The sequence below is a fragment of the Brucella ciceri genome (assembly GCF_041930145.1).
In the GTDB taxonomy this organism is placed as follows: domain Bacteria; phylum Pseudomonadota; class Alphaproteobacteria; order Rhizobiales; family Rhizobiaceae; genus Brucella; species Brucella intermedia.
In genome coordinates, this window is the sequence record NZ_JBHEEV010000005.1 from 152,174 (window position 1) to 170,468 (window position 18,295).

The window sequence follows — 18,295 nt, forward strand, 5'->3', positions numbered from 1 at the left end:
CGGAAAATCAAGTGAAACGTCTACGCAAACAAACTCGCATCGATGTTCTCGATGCTCAGAAGCGCTCGTCCTCCGGAAAACTCGGGCGTATGATCTATCTCGGCCTGGTCTTCGTTTTTCTAGGTTCGCTCGCTTATTACCTCATCGGCAACATGTTCGTCCTGTCTATCGATGGCACTGTCCTGAAAGAGCGCTATCTGGTTAGCGCCAACTATCCAGGCAAGGTGACAGAGGTTTTTGTCAAGGAAGGTGATGAAGTGCAAGCCGGTACGCAGCTTGCGCGCATTGAGTCATTCGAGATGATTCAGGAACTCGCCAATATCGCCTTCCGGGACAGCGATCTCGCTATCCGTGAGGGGCAGCTTCAAGGCAAACTCGGCTCCATCACTGCTGTATTTCCTCTGGCAGAGCGCACCGCACGCGAAACGAAAGGCACTTCGAGCCAGTTCGATACTGTTTCAGGGAAAGGCATCGTGTCTTCGCTTGCCAAGGACGACGCGCTTCGCAACAGCCTGCAAGCCGCTGAACGTGTTGCCCAACTGCAAAGCGAAAAGGCAGCTACGGAAAACGAACTGAAGCTCCTTCAGCAATCGCGTGCCATCTATCGTCAGGCGATGGACAAACTGAATGGGATTTATGATCAGGGTTTCCTGCGTGCCAGCATGGCAGGAACCGTGGGCGCCAAGGTGCCTCTCCCGGGCCAGGTGGTGAAGTTCAGTGACGAGCTTATGCAGATCAATGGCGGAGAATCCTATATTCTCGCATACCTGCCGGATGAATATCTGTTCAATGTCCGCAAAGGCATGACGGTGAATGTTTCCGGTGGAGCACAGTCTGCCAAGGGTAAAATCGAAACTATATTGACCGTTGCCGATGCCCTGCCCGCGGAGTTCCAGAACATGTTCCGTCCACGTGACCGGTCTCGGTTGATCCGCATCGCGCTTGAGAATGAAAACCCCTTCGCAGTATCCCAGAAAGTAACCATTTCCGGCTGCGCTTTCGGCTATTGCTGGGCCAATTAGCGGCTACAATCTACCGCTTTCCATAGAGCATTTCCAGCAAAAGTGTGAAACGGTTTTGCGTTGGATAATGCGATAAAACAAATAGTTAGAGCGGTTCCGGCGATTCTGTCAGAACAGGAACCGCCCTAGCAACCGTCTCTACGCGGCGGGTTCGTTCGCCCAGGCGCGGTTGCGAGGAGATATTGTTTAATAGCTTGACTTGACCATTTCTGCGCGATCAGGAACCCGCTTGCCTCTGTTGAGAAAAGTTATTATTTCAGATCGTCCTAGTTTCAATGAAAGCCGCGTGAACCTTGCCGGAACAGAATTCGAGAATGGAGACGAAGCCGGCAGTCATTCAGGTCAACGATTTATCCGTCGACTATGACGGTTCGCCTGCGCTGACATCCGTTAATGTCTCTGTCAGCGCCGGTCGGATAACTGCGATATGCGGCGCCAATGGTTCCGGCAAAAGCACATTGTTGCGTTGCATGGCACGCTTGCAAAAAGCCTCGCAGGGCACCGTGCTTTTCGAAGGACGGAACATCAGTGGCATGCGCCGCCACGAACTTGCCAGAAAGGTCGCAGTACTTGGGCAGATGCCTGAAGTTCCGGCAGGCCTTACGGTCGAGGAACTCGTTGAAAATGGTCGCCATCCTCATCGGGGGCTGCTCTCGCGCCTGGGGCAGGCCGACCGGGCCATCATCGCACAATCGATCACACAGGTCGGACTGGAAAACCTTCGGCACCGGCAGGTCGCTTCATTGTCGGGCGGCGAACGGCAACGGGCCTGGGTTGCCCTTGCTCTTGCGCAGAACCCTTCCGTACTCTTCCTTGATGAGCCGACGAACTTTCTCGATATACGGCATCAGTCCGAGCTTCTAACTCTTCTGAAAAAGCTCAACCGAGAGCGTAATCTCACCATCATAGCCGTACTTCACGATCTCAATCAGGTAATTGAGCTGGCTGACGATGTCATTCTAATGCGCAAGGGGCGGCTTATGGCTTCCGGCGACCCGCAAAGCGTCCTGACGAGACAGCATCTCAAGGAAGCCTTTGAATTCGACATGGACGTTATCGCCCACCCTGTGCTGCCGATCTCCTTCTGTCTGCCGCGCTGGATTGTCGATGATCAAAATCAGGCCGCGAGATGAGGTCACGGGACGCCGTCGCGGAAGCTGCCAAGCCCCGAACCCATGTGTTCGGCCTGTTTTTACTGGCGTCGGTGCTACTGCTGGGGCTGATTATCGCCGAACTCCTTGTCGGCAGTGGTAACGTCACGCTGTCCGACGTTTTGCAAGCGCCGTCGCGGCCCCAGTCGCTGGCGCAGATCATCATTGAAACCATCCGCCTGCCCCGGGCTCTTGCCGCTGTTCTTGTCGGGGCCGCCCTTGCAGCCACGGGCGTGATCATGCAGACGGTGCTGCGCAACCCCTTGGCCGCACCCGACATACTGGCTGTCACCAGCGGTGCCCAGCTGGCCCTCATTATTGCCAGTCTATTGCTTCCATTCGCATTTCCGGGCTTTCTCGCAACGATCCTCGGCGGAGCTATCGGCGGAGGTCTCTGTCTTCTGGTGGGAGGCGGATTGCGCGCGCAGCCGGTTCGGCTTGCGCTTGCAGGGGTGGCAATCTCCCTCGCCTTCTCGGCTCTTTCATCAGCGATTGTGCTTATGGCCGACGATCGGGCATCGGGCATTCTTTTGTGGTCTTCCGGTCTTCTGGAGCAATCCGGCTGGACCAGGGTTGCTTCGCTGGCGCCAGCAATACTAGCCGGAATATTGCTGCTTGCACTCCTGGGGCGACAATTCGATGTTATGGCGCTCGGTAACGACATGGCCTCGGGTCTCGGCCTTGGGAAAGCGCCGGCCATCATCGGTTTGCTGGCTACGGTCGTCCTTTCCGGCGCGGCGGTTTCCATCGCGGGACCGATTGGCTTCATTGGCCTCGCCGTCCCGAATTTCCTGCGGGCTGTTGGTTTTCACAAACACGGTCTTCTTCTGCCGGCAGCCGCGCTTTTGGGGGCTGTCGCACTTCTGGCTGCCGATGTTGCGGCACAGCTGTTGAGCAGCCATGGCACGATCATCCCCGCTGGAGTTTTCGTCGCCTGTTTCGCTGCCCCCGTCCTGATTCTGGTTCTTCGCAGGATCAAAGGGGAGACGCGTACGCGCGCAAACGTCGTTTCGCATAAGGTTTTGTTTCAGCGGAAAACAGTGCTCTATCCCGTTCTCGCCGGATTGATGGTGGCGGCTTTCCTGCTCGGCCTGCTCTTCGGTGACGGAGTGGCCGGTTGGCAAACCGATTGGAATACCGTCTACGCCCTGCGCATGCCGCGCGTGTTGATCGCCATGGGGGCGGGAGCATTGCTTGCATGCGCTGGCCTGCTGCTTCAACTCGTCACCCGCAATCCGCTTTCGGGTCCGGAAACCTTGGGCCTGTCGCAAGGGACTGCGCTTGCCGGTCTTGCCGGACTTTTGATCGGGGTCGTGCCCGGCAGCCCGTTATTCGCGCTTCTCGCCTTGCTCGGTGCAGGCCTGGTCGTCCTGTGCATTTCGCTTCTTTCGATCCGGATGTCGCCCGAGCGCACCGCGCTGACCGGCATTGCGGTCGCCGCCAGTCTCGCGGCGGTCAGCACAATCATCGTCATTGAAGCCAAATTGCAGGTCGCCGAGGCGCTTTCCTGGCTGGCGGGGTCCACGCACGGCCGCAACTGGCAGGATGTCACGGCACTTGCTCCCTGGCTCGTCCTCATCCCCTTGATGATGATACTCGCACGGTGGTTCGATATTCTGGCAATGGGGCGGGACGAAGCGGAATCCATTGGTCTCAACACAATGTCCGCCCGAATATGGACGATGCTTTTGGCCTCGCTCGCGGTGGCGGGTGCTGTGGCGACGGTTGGCGCAATAGGCTTCGTGGGATTGATCGCTCCGCATGCCGCGCGGTTGTGCAGCGGCGCCCGCTATCGCCAGCTCGTGCCTGTTACGGCGCTTATCGGAGCAATCCTCACCGCCTTCGCGGATATGTTTGGAAGAACCCTGATAGCGCCGCAGGAAATTCCCGCAGGGATTGTCACCGCCTTCATCGGAGCGCCGTTATTCATTCTGCTGATGCGCCGTGAATCGCGATAACCTCTGCTTGTATCCGGCCCGGAATGCCGGACCATCGCCCGCAAGAATGGTTTTGCGTAAGATAATGCTCATCGCGTTTGGGTCAGGCGGGGAGCGCGCTTTCCACGCGATCCAGCAGACGCAACATCGACCGTGTGGACCCGAAAGGCCAGATATCAGGACCTATTGCGTGCACCTGATTGCTCGCCACCATTGGCAGGACCGGCCAAAGGGCGCTTTCCGTCAGTTCCCGCGAAGGCTCATCGCCAAGAAGACAGAGATGCGTGTCAGCATCGAGCACGGCGAGATCTTCCAGCCCCAGCGTGGTGAAACCGAAGGACTGGCTGCCAAGATCGACAGCCGTGGAAAATCCGGCTTTTGACAGCGTCGTCATCGCGGCGGAATTGGATGTAAAGATGCGCAGACGGGCGACGCCCGGCAGTGGCTGCGCAATGACAATCCTGGTTTCCTGCGGCAAGCGCTTCGACCGCGCTGAGGAAAGACGCTCTTCAAAAGAGACCCATTCCTCACGTGCTTCCGGCTCTCGCCCCACCGCTTTGCCCGAAGCCACAAGCCCGGCTTTGATGTTGTCGTAGAAGTCGGACTTTTCGGAACCTTCGTCGAGCAGCAAGGTTGGCGAAATTTCGTTCAGGCGATCTGCAATGGCGCCATGGCGCAATGCGGATGTGACAATGAGATCGGGCTTGAGACGCATCAAGGCCTCAAGGCTTGGCTGCTGACGCCCGCCGACATCGACCGCACTGGAAAGCTTATCGTTCCCAATGTTCACCCACTGGCGATACCCAGCCAGATCGGCAGCCCCGACAGGAACAATGCCGAGCGAAAGGAGAGTTTCAGTTGCAGCCCATTCCAGCGTTACAACTTTCGAGGACTCTGCGCGGGCGACAGATGTAAGGGCAGCCAAGGCCGCCCCTACAAGAATATCACGCCGAGAAAAAACTGTTACCATCGAACGCTCGTCGTCGCGACGATGGAACGACCCTGACCATAATAGCACTGGCTGGTGGAATTGCAGCCGGCAACATATTTCTTGTCGCCGAGATTGAAAGCATTGACCTGCAAACGATAATTGCCGATGTCGTAACGCAGAAACGCGTCCACCAGTGTATAGGACGGCACATAGAAGGTGTTGAGCGTGTCGCCCGCCGTCTTTCCGATGCGACGCACACCGCCACCGACGACAAGGTTGCCTTCGATATTGCCCGGCAACGGCATGTCGTAGCTCAGGAACAAGGATTGCTGGTTCTTCGGCACGGTATAAGGCAATTTGCCGATCTGGTCAGGATTCTGGCTTTCGCTGACTTCGGGGTCCTGGAAGCTCAATGCAGCGGTGAGGTTCAGCCTGTCCCAGAGACGTGCAGTTCCTTCAAGCTCGATCCCGCGAACCCGCACTTCGTCCGTCTGGTAATAAACCCCGGAGATGCGGTTCACGACATTCTGCTGCTCAGCCTCGAAAGCCGAAAGTGTGACGGTGTAATCCTCTCCCTCCGGTGCATATTTCACGCCCACTTCCTTCAAGGTGCCGGTAGTAGGTTTGAGCGGCGTGTCGGCGAGTGTCAATGTCGGGAGGAACGAAGTCGAGTACAAGGCATATGGAACGAGGCCTGAATCGAACAGGTAAGCCACCCCCACGCGGCCTGTGAACTTGTCCGGATCCTGTTCGTAATCCGTGGTCTTCCCTGATGCGAGTGCGGTCTGTTCGGAACGGATGCTGACGAAATCCTTGCGGCCGCCCAGCGTGACACGCAATTTGCCGACTTCGATCTGGTCCTGAACATAAATGCCGGTCTGGTACTGCTTCTGCAAAAGCCGCGTTGTCGGCGACAGCTCCGCGAGAGGCTGGCCATAGGTCGGATTGAAAAGATCCTGCGTGGGGCCGCTTGCCGAGGCAGTATAATTGTCGAGACGTTGCCATTGCTGATCGAAGCCCACAAGAAGCGTATGAGCCACCAGTCCCGTATCGAAACGCGACTCCAGTTGCGTATCGAAGGCAATCGCATCCAGTTCGGGCTGGGCCAGATAGTTGGTGCGGGGAATCGTATGCCCGTCCCAGCCCTTTGTCGGGATGACGCCTGTGAACAGATTGCGATAATCCGTCTTCATATGCGAGTAGCGAAAATTCTGGCGCAGAGTGAACGTGTCGTTGAAACGGTGCTCGAAATCGTAGCCCGCATAACCGATCTCTTTCTTGTAGATCGCATTGCGCGGATCTCCATCGGAAAAGTCGCGTGAGATCGTCTGTCGGGTCGGGTTTGGCAACACGCTGCCATAGGCCGGGATTATGACGCCGGCCTGTCCCATATCATCCTTCAGATAGCCGCCGGAAACCACGAGACTGGTATCAGCATCCGGCCGCCAGGCGAAACTGGGGTTGATTGCAATACGATCATTCTTGCCCAGATCATAGGATGTGTTGCTATCGCGGAAAATTCCGTTCAGACGATAGGTGAAGCGCGGATCGTTGTTGATAGGCCCTGTAATATCGGCACCGAATTCCTTACGTTCAAAGCTTCCACCGCGCAGATAAATCTCGCGCGAAGCTTCGGCCTGCGGCTGCTTGCTGACCATATTGACGATGCCGCCCACATTGCTCTGACCGAACAGGGCGGAACTCGGGCCGCGCAGGATTTCCACGCTTTCCAAAGAATAAGGTTCGACGACGAAGCCGGAATAGCCGCCAGATTGGCTGGCAATCTGGGGAATGCGCAGGCCATCCAGATAAAGATCGGCCGGAAAGCCGCGCACCGTAAAATAGTCCGAACGAACATCGGCACCATAACGCTGTGCGTTCACATTGGCGCTATAGAGCATAGCTTCGCTGACCGACTGCACCGCGCGGTCGTTCATGTTGTCACGGGTCACAACCGAAATAGACTGGGGGACTTCCCGGATCGGCACGTCACTTTTGGTTGCGGCACGGCTATGCTCGGCAACATAACCTTCTACAGGAGCACGCGGACCTTTCCCATCCGACGTCTGTATCTCGATCGTGTCGAGCTTGAGGATTCCGGTCTCCTGCGCTGCGGATGGCGATGCGATTGCGATGGAAGCCGCACCACCCAAAATTACGGTTTCCAGCAGAGACTTGACGCTCGTCCGGCGTGGGTTCGTTGTGCCCTGTTTGCGCGCAGCACCACTCGTATTCAATTCGGCTCTCCTTGCCGCCCGGCCAGCCGACGGCACTTTCTCCCGCTAGCTGATCGTGGCTGCGGGTTATGCGATGATTTTGGCGTTGCGCAAACTCGAATTTCAGAATAATTCTAATTTGTGCTTATCAATGAACGCGTTACGCAGCTGAATATATTTCAGCAACCTTGATGGAGTCAGGCCAAACTCCGTTGCAATTGGGTCAAAATTCTGCAATTTCCGCTAAATATGACAATTTCAGTCAAATTGGGCCAAACGGAAATCTGCATGCGACCGAAACACGCCATCGACTATCAGAATTTACCGCGGCCTCTGGCGGTCATGCGGCGTGAATATAAAACCGGCATGAATTTTGGCTGGCACAGTCATCGGCGCGGTCAATTGCTCTACGGGAATACCGGTTACATGACGGCGCTGACCGAAGAGGGCGCGTTCATGCTTCCAAGCGGTTACGCGGTGTTATTGAGACCAGATCTGCCGCATGCGGTGGAAACGTTCGGCGAAACGGAAATGTATTCGGTCTATGTTGAAGAGAACATTTCACGCGACTTATGGGAGGAGACGCGGGTCCTCAAAGTTTCCGCCTTGCTCGACGCCAGCATACAGGCGCTTGCCAAGGAGCCCCTGCTCTATGACGAAAACGGACGTGGCAGGCATCTTTCCGCTCTCATCTTGGACGAAATCCGCTGCGCGGGCAGGCAGCCTTTGACGGTACCGCTTCCGACAGAAAAGCAGCTCCGAAAGCTGTGCAGGAATCTTCTTGGAAATCCGGGTCTGGACCTTACCATCGATGACTGGGCTGAAGAGGTGGGCATGAGCCGCCGGACGATGACGCGCAAGTTTCGCCAGGAAACTGGGATGAGCTTTATTGAATGGCGTCAGCGCCTGCGTGCTTCCCATGTCATGCGTCGTCAGGCTGAAGGTGTCCCATTGGCCATGGCGAGCGTGGAAGCGGGCTATCAAAGCGTTTCAACCCTGCGCAAAGTGATGAAAAGCCTCAATCTGGTATAATGAGTTTTAATGGCTTCTCGTAAAATCGCAGCGAAACGCTTCAGCTTGGCATTTTTCAGCGGGCAAGATCACACAATGTGGCAGTCACTGTGTCGTTCGCCTTCCCTGTTGGTCCTGATAGATCGAATTATGGCGCTCGATTGCGAGTACCATACTTCTTTACAGTCAAGACCATGTGCGACGCTCGTTACAATCTCAACACGAACCTCAATAAATCGACGCATCAAAGCCCAACTCAGACACAGTTGCAAAATTTCAGCATAATCAGACGACAAATCGAATTGCACGCTGAATATCGAAAAAGTCATTAGCTCTGAAAAGCAGTGTGCGGGGGGCCGGATGTTCGATCCCCGGATACCAACTGCCTCGATAGGCTTCGATTGGGTTTGTGTATTCCACAATGAGCTCGAACGTGTTTGCGAGTTTTGGAAGGCATTTGGACAGGTCGCGCGATAACGACCGCTCAACGCCGTCGCGAATTGCTTTAACGGCAGCCTGCGGTGACAAAGAGGAGGTTGCGGGGCCATGTCCTTCGCTGGTGGCGACCGTGCGAATACCAGACACGAATTCATGCGCTTCGCTACACATTCCCGAATCCCCCGAAAGAAACGTCGAAGGTACGCCATAGCGTGCCGCACAGAGGGCGTTCAGCGTGAATTCAGAAGCAACTTCGCCGTTGATCAGCATTCGCGAAACAGTGCCAGTCAACGTGTGAGCTAGCGGATTGGTATCGGTGCCAGCCTTGTTGTGATAACCGGTGTACAGCGCCGCACTGAAACTGCGGTCAATACCAAACATCATGGCGTCGGGGTGCCCGCTCCAGCCCCGGACGATGCGAACATAGTCGGGAAGTTTCGAGAGGATCAGATTACGCGCGGTAGAGTGTGCATCTTTTACCACGATCTCCTTCGCACCTGCTGCCCGTGCACCCTCGCAGGCGGCGACCAGTTCGTCTGTCATATATTCGCGAAACTCTTCGTAGTCAGCATGCCCTTTTCGCGCCTCGTCCCAGTTGGTGATACCAGCCGTACCTTCGATATCCGCGCTTATGAATATTTTCATGACTTCGCTCCTTATCCGCATACGTGCGCCCGAAGGTGCGTTAATATTCTGAGACTAACTTGGCTGGCCGCGAGCCCTCTTTCAGGCGGCCTTTCCGGCTTCCCGACGTTCCAGAAACATCGGTCCGACCCGTATACCGGTTCGCCCGGCCTCGTCAGTTGCGCCCAGCTCCAGTATTTCTTCTTCATAAAGCAACCCGCGCATGCGGTACCGGTTGCCATCGACAGGTTCGCAAGTATGCGTGCAGAAATACTCGATCAGGCATTTGAGTTGGCCGTGGCTATAAGTCAGGTATGTGATGTTAAAGTCTGGCCCGTATCTGCCCAGATGAGAGGCTATTTCCGTTGGAACTTGCTCTGTAGGAAGGCTATCGGCTTTCAGCCACTCCTGACCTTTCCAATCGAGTTTGCCGGGTTCGGGAAACGAGACATCCATATGAGGATAGTCTGCTCCACGACCGTAGATGCGACCGTCAATGACAAAATGGTTCTTGGACTTCGGACGAATTTGCAGAGGCACACCCTCTCCCATGAGATAGAGTTTGCCTGCCTTTTCCTTTACCTCGATAACTTCACCACTTTCAACCTGACGGTAAAGGCCTGGAAGGGTGGCAAACTGCTCGTCAGTTATAGCGGGCGGCACCTGGACGCCGTGCGGGCGCTTGCCCATACCATTTTCCGACAATGCAATACGCAAACCATCGCCAGCCAGGCGCGAGGCAATCTGATTGGCAAAATCCAGTGTGGCAAAGATAAGAACGCCAAATCCAGCACGGGGGAGCAAGGTCATCTGGGATGCATAACCATAAACCGCTCCGCCATGTCCAACTGAAGTCCAGCCATCCATGTCGCCAACACCAAAACACAGTCCATAGCCGTTCTGGGTTCGGTCGTGGCCGGTTGGTCGCCTTCCAATCGGCGTCCACATCTCCCGCAATGAAGCAGGGCTGATAACGGAATGACCATTGGGCGTAAAACCACCGCGCAGAAGACATCTCGCGTAGCTTGCCATGTCACGGTTAGTTGAGAAAATGTTTCCAGCAGGAGAACCACCGAGGCTGAAGACCGGCGCGGGACTATCCCCGTCTATAGTCCACATCTCAGCAGGCGCGAGACGTTCGCGAATACCCTCTGCCATACCCGAGGAGGTGTCATACATACCGAGAGGCTTGAGGATATTGTCAGTTATATAGTCTGCATAGCTCTTGCGTGTTACCTTCTCGATAACCAGTCCAACTACCGCAATTCCGGCGTTGGAATAATGCATGGTTCCGGCGCTGGGGTCCTGTTTGAGTGTTGAAGTTGCAAGCTCGGCCACTGTATCTGCAAGCGGAGGGCGATGGGCGTCAAGATAATGGCCGCTTTTGGGTTCCCGGACGATACCGGCGGTATGACTCATCAACTTGCGAAGGCTGATATGGGAGCCGAAAGGCCCACTTTCACGACCGACGAACGGATTGATAGGCTGAAAACCTGGAAGATATTCAGAAACATCCACGTCGAGGTCTAAAAGGCCCTTCTCGACCAATTGCATAATCGCGACCGAAGTGAAGGTTTTGGTAATCGAACCGATACGGAAACATGTTCGAGCATTCATCTCGAAATGTCGTTCGGGATGCTGAATATGCCCTTCCGCCAGCAATCCGTCCCGATCAACAAGTGCATAGGAAATTGAAGGTATGGTCTTGTCTTCCACCTCATGGCGGATAAGGCTTTCGAAGAGTTCAATTGATTGATTTGAAAGCTTGGACACAACAATACTCCCGAGGTTCAGCTTGAGTGGCGAGGATCAAGAACATCTCGCAGCGCGTCGCCGACAAGGTTCCATGACAAAACAAAGAGAAAGATTGCAGCGCCGGGAAAGACCAGCGTGTACCAGTATTGGAAAGGGTTTCCCGGCTGACCCACGATCCAGTTTCGCGAATACGCGATGAATTGCCCCCAGTCTGCATAGCCTTCCTCAGTGCCGACACCAAGGAAACTGAGCGCTGAAGCCGAAAGTACCATTGAGCCCGTCGCCATGGTGGCCAGAACAAGGACGGGAAAAAAGGCGTTGGGCAGAATGTGCAACGCAATAAGACGAAGATCTCCGGCTCCATAGCTTCGGGCGGCATGGACATAATCCATCTCACGAATACGCAGGATTTCGCTGCGGATGACGCGGGCGTATCCCATCCAGCCAAAAGTTGTCAGCGCGATCGTAATCGGACCGATGCCCTTTCCAAGAAGGGCGGTCAGGACCATGGCTGCAATCAGGAATGGAACAGCCATGAATACGTCGACAATGCGCATCAGAATCTCATCGACTGCACCGCCGTAATAGGCGGCGACAGAACCGATCAATGTTCCGATCAACACGGAAATGGCGACCACACCGAGGCCGATCTTGAAGGCCGTACGGGTGCCCCATATGACTGCATAATAGATGTCATACTGACCTTCCGTGGTCCCGAAGATCGCTTCGGCGGAGGGCGGTTGCGGTGTCGCCAGAAAGCCGGCTCGCGGCGTGTCATAGACCGACATCTGGAATTCCTGCGGCGGCGCCAGTACCGGCGCGAATATTGCCACCAGCACAAAGGCCAGCAAAATCAGGACTCCAATGAGCGAGACAGGATTACGCAGCAGATATCGCAGCAATTTCATCGTGTCTTCACCCTTGGATCGAGTAACGGATAAATCAGGTCAACGATCAGGTTCATTAGTACAAGCACGATCGCGAAATAGAGGCTGAAGCCGAGAATTGCCGGAAAATCCAGATTGGCGGCAGACTTGGCGGCGAACTGACCAAGCCCGGCATAATCGAAGATGGTTTCCGTGATAACGACGCCGCCCATCATCGTCGCCAGCTCCATGCCAGCAATTGTGGTAACGGGTAGAAGCGCATTGCGGCGGGCATGGCGCAGTTCCACAACGCGTTTAGGCATACCCTTGGCTCGTGCAGTACGCACATAATCCTGACGGAGGGTCTCCAGCATCGAGGTTCGCATCACACGGGTCATGCTGGCGAGATTGACATAGGTCAACGTAATGACAGGGGCTGCAAGGTGACGAAGGGAATCCCAGAATATCTGAAGATTGCCATTGAGGATCGCATCAATGGTATTGGCGCCGGTATATCTGGTGAAATCCGGGGACATGACAGTCGCTTGCGCCCATTGGCTGAGCCTTCCCGGCGGAAACCAGTCAAGCGCGGAATAAAAAATCAGCAGCATCAACAGTCCAAAGACGTAGACAGGAAACGACCACCCCAGAATGGTGAATATACGGATAAGGTGATCCGGCCATTTGTTGAGATAAATGCCCGCACGCGAGCCCAGATAGATCGCAAGCAGAAAACTTGGAATGAAGGCCAGTAGAACCAGCTCCAGTGTTGCAGGCAAAAGAGACGTCAGCGCATGGGATACAGGTTGACGTGCAGTCTCGGACCAACCGAGATTGCCGGTCATGATATTACCGATCCATCTGCCGTATTGAACGTGGAAGGGATCGTTAAGCCCGTATTGTTCGATCATGCGCCGGATGCTCTCCTGTCCCCCTTTGAGAAAGTCAGGCGAAGGAGCGTAAGCCGCCAGCCGTTGTGTTGGCGATAGCGACATCTGCAGCGCGAAGAGCATCAATGACAAGGCAAAAAGGACGACGGGAAGCGTCAGCAACCGCCTCAAAGCGTAATTCAGCACACCAGAATCCGTTTCGCTTGGAGTTGGGGAAAAGAGCCGGGCGATCGTATCGCCCGGCACGTTTCAGCAAGGGCTCAGTCAGCCTTGGTCACCGGGTAAAAATCCCAGGCACCGTAGAGGATCATGTTATGTACGTAACCGTCGATATTACTCCGGGTAACGATGTAGCCGAAATCTTCCCAGAGGAACTGGGTGGTTGCGTAGTCGTGAGACATCGTCTGCAGTTTTGCATAGATTGGTTCGCGAACGGCAGGGTCAGAGGAAGCCCAAGCCTCGTCCAGCAAGGGTTTGAATTTTTCGGCCATCAGCCCCCGATAACCATCGCCGAGCATGCCGCCAACGAGACCTGTTGGTGAAAGATAGTAAGTTGCTGCACCGAGCGGACCACCTGGATCGGAATAGTCTGGGCCCCAGCCCATATAGGTCAGCGGAGACGCCGGCTTTTCGCGATTATTGAGCTTGTCCGAAATCGATGCCCAAGGCAGCGACTGGATCTTCATCTTGAACTTGGGATTGATGCGCTGCAAACCCTGCTGCAGTGCAGACAATGCGGCTGTACCCTGCGGCGTGCCTTCCTGTACATAGGCCGTGAAGGTAAAGCCTGTTTCCCAGAGCTTGCCGCCGAAAGCCTTCTTGAAATGTTCTGCGGCCTTCTTCGGATCGTAGCTATAGATAGGAGAATCGTCACGATAGCCCATGATGCCGCGCACGGTCGGGCCACGCGACTGGACGGTCTTGTTCAGAAGAACCTGTTTGATAAGCGCATCATAGTTCTGTGCGTAGTTGAAACCTTTGCGCACATCAATGTCGGCGAAGAAATCCGGCGGAATACCGTTTCCGTCAAGCTTGCCGCTGCCGAGTGCGGGATTGTCCGCGTCATCCAAAGGCCACGCAAAATAAAGTCCGCGACTGAAAACCTTAGGCAGTCCGTCAACAACCTTGACACCCTCGGTCTTGCCGAGTTCATCAAGAAATTCAACGGGAGCCGTGACGAAATCGGCGTCCCCCGAAAGGAGTTGCAGGCGTCGTGTCGTCCATTCCGGCACCGTGCGCATGACCACGCGCTCGAGCTTTGCTGGTCCCATGAAGTAATTATCGAACCGCTTGAGCGTGATGCGGCGATCAGTACGATCCCATTCTTCGAGCATGAAAGGCCCGGTACCGTTTTCCTGGGCAAACAACGGGTCGTCGCCAAGCTCGGGACGATAATATTTTATCCACGTATCACCATTGCCATCCCACCCGCCGACCGAAGCAACCCATTCCTTGTCAACAATGGAAGCACCGAAAGGGAGAGCCAGAACACCGAGCGTAGCCGGGAAGGATTTCGGAAGTTTCAGGACGACATTGTCCCCTTCGACGGTAATTTGTGATGCAAGCTGGTCATAAACATTGCGGAGGGCTTGAGGATCGGCGTCTTTGATATCCTTGACATTTGCCTCGGTCTCGACCCACTTCGTGACATCCGGATATTTCCCGGCTGTTACCACCTCGGTGATGGCGTTCGACATCCATGATTGACCCATGAGAATAGCCCGCAACAGCGAGTATCGCACGTCTTCAGGTGTGATCTGGCCATATCCAGGTTCTATCTTCGCCTTCTGGTCACCCGCCAAACCGTCGTAGTTTTGCCAGGTTATCTTACCGTCGCTACCCTTAATCCCTACTTTGTGAGCGTGGACGTCCTTGCGGATGGGAAACGTATAGCTGATCGATCCGTCACTGCCCTGTTTTATAAGTCCGTTTTCCAGCGTCGGCACCTCGCTGGAAAGGGCGGGCACAAATTCCGAAATCTGTGAACCGTTATAATTGAGAAGGCGACTATAGACGTTCAGCACGCCGTAGGAACTGGGCGTATTTGCAATATAGGCCGGATCGAAGGACTGAATATCGTCAGTCCAAAGAAAGACAAATGTTCCTGGATTCTTGGTCTGCGCGACAGCAGGCGCCACCGCCAGGCCAAGGCCACAGGAAAGGGCCAGAGCCAAAGCACGTTTCATGGATATGTTCCCCTATTTGGTCTTGCAGTCTTCTTTTGAATTTAAGCTAGGAGCACACTTGCATCGGTGTCCAATGCGTAGTTAGAATGAATTATGCAAATAACGCATGAGGTCGTTATGGAGCTAGCTTGGCTCGAGGACTTCCTGGAAATTGTTGCGACGCGGAATTTCTCCACGGCTGCTGCATCGCGAAATATTTCGCAGCCAGCGTTCAGTCGGCGCATCAGGTCGCTGGAGTCATGGGTCGGCGCAGATCTTCTTGATCGAAGTACCTATCCGGTGCATTTGACAAGTGCTGGTAACATGTTCGTACCGCGCTGTCAGGAACTCGTTAGAGACATGTACCGTCTTCGCACCGATTGCCACAATGTTGCGGGCGCCAATTCGCAGCTTCTTACATTCGCCGCCCTGCACACACTGGCGATCTACTTCTTCCCGAACTGGATCAGCGGTTCCGGATTTCCGAGTTCCCCTGTTCGCTGCAGTATGCACACGGGTGATTTTCTCGAATGTATTGAACACCTGTCTTCTGGAAAATGTAACTTCGCGATTACTTATGACCACCCTGATGGGCCACCCGTTCTCGAAGCGGGGCCGTTCGAATCTTTGCAGATTGGAAAAGATCGTCTCATCCTCGTCTCGGGAACTGATGCAGCAGGCAAACCTCTTTACGATCTGGACACGGTTGAGGGCGAAAGAATTCCTTACCTTTCCTATTCATGGAATGACGGCTATCTGGGAAAGCTCATTTCTCTCATCCAGTCACGCTGGCGACGTCCGCTCAACCTCAGCACCGTGTATCAATCCTCGCTTGCGGAGGGCCTCAAACAAATGGCTATCGCCGGTCAAGGGATCGCGTGGTTGCCCCAGATATGTGTGCAGAAATCGATCAGCCAGAACGAATTGACTCAAATCGGCGGCCAGCAAATGTCCTTGGAGATAGAAATTCGAATCTTCCGGCGCGCTGGCGCGAAAGACCGGGATGCAGAGGCATTCTGGAAATATCTCGCAGAAAACCAGAGCCGCGCGCGCAGCCTAATCGATCCCGCACTTAAGCTGCGCTGAGAGTGTCCATGCGAAAACAGAGAGGGTAATGCAAAGTTTGCATAACCTTTTTCAGAAGCACTCTCGGCCGGATTTTTTGATTGAATAGGCATGGTTGGTCTCTTCCCGCCAGCTGTTTGTCCCCGCGGCAAGCCATTTGTTACGAAGACGGTATGTTGACACGAGCTTTGGACAAAGCATTAGATGTTCCCAAAAAGCGGGCCAATCGCAAGGGGAACCAGTTTGACCAGGATATCGACAAGTAGTTTAGCCCTTCCCGACAACATCATCCTGTCCGTTGAAAATCTCGAAGTGTGTTTCGCCCCGAACGCTGCAAAGCCCGTGCGCGCCGTGCGCAAAGTATCGTTTCAGATCGGGCATGGAGAAACCCTCGCGCTGGTGGGAGAATCCGGCTCGGGGAAATCCGTGACGGCGATGACGGTAATGCGCCTGACTGAATTTGATGGTGCGAGGATTACTGATGGCCAAATCCTGATGCGGCTGAAGGACGGTTCGATTGCAGATCTGGTAAAACTTTCCGAAAGGCGTGTCGAGGGGCTGCGCGGCTTTGAACTCTCAATCGTCTTTCAGGATCCTATGTCTAGCCTGAACCCCGTCTTCACCGTCGGGGATCAGATTGCGGAAGCCGTTATCAGGCACCAGAAAAAAACGCCAAATGATGCAAGGCAGATAGCACTAAATGTTCTAAAACTTGTCCGTGTGCCCGATGCCGAGCGGCGGCTGGACCAATATCCGCATCAACTTTCTGGCGGTATGCGCCAACGGGTGATGATCGCGATGGCTCTGGCATGTCGGCCGTCGTTGATGATCCTCGACGAGCCCACGACGGCGCTGGACGTTACTATCCAGGCTCAAATACTGGATCTGGTGCGAGCGCTGCAACGGGAAATCGGTATGGCAGTTCTGTTCATCACCCACGACATGGGCGTTGTTGCAGAAATCGCGGATCGCGTGTGTGTGATGCTCAAGGGGGAGATAGTTGAGACCGGACCTGTCGACGAGATATTCAACAATCCGCGGCATCGGTATACACAAGCATTGATCTCGGCTGTCCCGCGGCTTGGCAGCATGGCAGATAAGGACGGACCTGAAAAATTTCCTCTCCTTGTTTACGAGCCAGATCTGGTTCTGACGGAGGTGGCGCAATGAATGATGCTGCCATGCAAAATATTGCTAAAGCTCCTCTTGTTGAAGTTCGTAACCTCATTACACGCTTTGAGCTCAAGGGCGGCCTTTTGGGACGTACTACCGGCCGTGTCCATGCGGTCGAGAGTGTTTCCTTTGATATCTTCCCCGGCGAAACCTTGGCGCTGGTGGGCGAATCCGGTTGCGGCAAGTCCACGGTGGCACGGAGCATCATGCAACTGGACAAACCGCAGTCCGGTTCGATCCGGTATGATGGAACCGAACTCATCGGCGCATCCAAAGCGGCGCTCACACGATTTCGTCGCGAAGCACAGATGGTATTTCAGGATCCGTTCTCATCGCTCAACCCGCGCATGACTATAGAACAGGCCTTGATTGATCCCATGCGTGTCCATCGGGCAGGACGAACAAAACAACTGCGGGAACGGGCTGTTGATCTGCTCGCCAGGGTCAACCTCCCGGCTGACCACCTTGACCGCTACCCGCACGCCTTTTCCGGTGGTCAGCGCCAGCGTATCTGTATTGCTCGCGCACTGGCGCTCAATCCGCGCCTGATCATCGCGGACGAAGCTGTTGCTTCACTTGACGTGACAATTCAGGCGCAAGTCATCAATCTGCTGATGGACCTTCAACGGGATATCGGTATCGCAATCTTGTTTATCAGCCATGATATGGCTGTCGTCGAACGCATCGCACATCGGGTTGCAGTCATGTATCTGGGCGAGATCGTGGAAATCGGAGATCGCCGCTCGGTCTTTAACAATCCTCAGCACCCGTATACCAAGAAGCTGCTTTCGACCGTTCCTGTTGCCGACCCCGCACGGCGTCCAATCGGCCGCGAACCTATGTCGGATGAAATTCCGAGTGCCGTAAGGGCGCCGGATTTTGTGCCAATTCATCTACCAATGAACCAGATCAGTCCAACGCATTACGTGCGCCAATCTTAAGTGCAAGCTTGGCGGCGCTGCTACCCTCAGCCTGCCAAGCGGGCTGTACTCCGCCGGCTGTTTCATAAGGTTGCCAATCAACGCAATGTAAGACTTGCAGCGCCAGCCGA

General features: G+C 54.9%; 12 protein-coding genes and 1 pseudogene. 6 read left to right on the forward strand and 7 right to left on the reverse strand.

Annotated elements, in window-relative coordinates; translation table 11 throughout:
* The first annotated feature begins 11 nt into the window (after positions 1-11).
* From JNC63_RS11715 to JNC63_RS11725, 3 genes are all read left to right on the forward strand, one after another.
* Positions 12-1,022: an HlyD family secretion protein gene (locus JNC63_RS11715; RefSeq protein ID WP_006469644.1), complete on the forward strand. Its 1,011-nt coding sequence runs from the start codon at positions 12-14 to the stop codon at positions 1,020-1,022.
* A 314-nt stretch (positions 1,023-1,336) separates the two neighbouring features.
* Complete coding sequence (locus JNC63_RS11720) at positions 1,337-2,155, forward strand: ABC transporter ATP-binding protein (protein WP_006470742.1); 819 nt, start codon at positions 1,337-1,339, stop codon at positions 2,153-2,155.
* Positions 2,152-4,131, forward strand: coding sequence for an iron ABC transporter permease (locus JNC63_RS11725; protein ID WP_006469642.1), 1,980 nt, complete (start codon positions 2,152-2,154; stop codon positions 4,129-4,131). Before JNC63_RS11720 ends, JNC63_RS11725 begins: the two co-directional genes overlap by 4 nt.
* An 82-nt stretch (positions 4,132-4,213) precedes the next feature.
* On the opposite strand, the gene JNC63_RS11730 is transcribed toward JNC63_RS11725, so the two are convergent.
* Both JNC63_RS11730 and JNC63_RS11735 read right to left on the reverse strand, forming a co-directional pair.
* The gene (locus JNC63_RS11730) at positions 4,214-5,080 is read right to left on the reverse strand and encodes an iron-siderophore ABC transporter substrate-binding protein (RefSeq protein ID WP_050791032.1); all 867 of its coding nucleotides are present in this window, start codon (positions 5,078-5,080) and stop codon (positions 4,214-4,216) included.
* Positions 5,074-7,278, reverse strand: a complete 2,205-nt coding sequence (locus JNC63_RS11735; protein ID WP_006470744.1) for a TonB-dependent siderophore receptor — start codon at positions 7,276-7,278, stop codon at positions 5,074-5,076. Before JNC63_RS11735 ends, JNC63_RS11730 begins: the two co-directional genes overlap by 7 nt.
* Positions 7,279-7,506: 228 nt before the next feature.
* Between JNC63_RS11735 and JNC63_RS11740 the strand changes: the two genes are divergently transcribed.
* Positions 7,507-8,289 carry an AraC family transcriptional regulator gene (locus tag JNC63_RS11740; RefSeq protein ID WP_006469639.1) on the forward strand — a complete coding sequence of 261 codons (783 nt, stop codon included), beginning with the start codon at positions 7,507-7,509 and terminating at the stop codon, positions 8,287-8,289.
* Between the two features lie 264 nt (positions 8,290-8,553).
* Here the strand turns inward: JNC63_RS11740 and JNC63_RS11745 are convergent, their stop codons facing one another.
* The 5 genes from JNC63_RS11745 to JNC63_RS11765 all read right to left on the reverse strand — a co-directional run bounded on the left by JNC63_RS11745 (position 8,554) and on the right by JNC63_RS11765 (position 15,027).
* Positions 8,554-9,351: a M55 family metallopeptidase gene (locus JNC63_RS11745; RefSeq protein ID WP_006470748.1), complete on the reverse strand. Its 798-nt coding sequence runs from the start codon at positions 9,349-9,351 to the stop codon at positions 8,554-8,556.
* An 81-nt stretch (positions 9,352-9,432) separates the two neighbouring features.
* A complete protein-coding gene (locus JNC63_RS11750) occupies positions 9,433-11,103 on the reverse strand; it encodes a serine hydrolase domain-containing protein (protein ID WP_006470750.1) in 1,671 nt (556 codons plus the stop codon).
* Positions 11,104-11,120: 17 nt separating this feature from the next.
* Positions 11,121-11,993, reverse strand: a complete 873-nt coding sequence (locus JNC63_RS11755) for an ABC transporter permease (protein WP_006469636.1) — start codon at positions 11,991-11,993, stop codon at positions 11,121-11,123.
* Positions 11,990-12,862, reverse strand: a complete 873-nt coding sequence (locus tag JNC63_RS11760) for an ABC transporter permease (protein WP_006470751.1) — start codon at positions 12,860-12,862, stop codon at positions 11,990-11,992. The genes JNC63_RS11755 and JNC63_RS11760 overlap by 4 nt, the downstream gene beginning before the upstream one ends.
* 239 nt (positions 12,863-13,101) lie before the next feature.
* The gene (locus JNC63_RS11765; protein WP_006469634.1) at positions 13,102-15,027 is read right to left on the reverse strand and encodes an ABC transporter substrate-binding protein; all 1,926 of its coding nucleotides are present in this window, start codon (positions 15,025-15,027) and stop codon (positions 13,102-13,104) included.
* 117 nt (positions 15,028-15,144) lie between these two features.
* On the opposite strand from JNC63_RS11765, the gene JNC63_RS11770 reads away from it, so the two are divergent.
* Complete coding sequence (locus JNC63_RS11770) at positions 15,145-16,092, forward strand: LysR substrate-binding domain-containing protein (RefSeq protein ID WP_006470752.1); 948 nt, start codon at positions 15,145-15,147, stop codon at positions 16,090-16,092.
* A 183-nt stretch (positions 16,093-16,275) separates the two neighbouring features.
* Positions 16,276-18,185: pseudogene (locus JNC63_RS11775) on the forward strand (ABC transporter ATP-binding protein).
* The last annotated feature ends 110 nt before the right edge of the window (positions 18,186-18,295 follow it).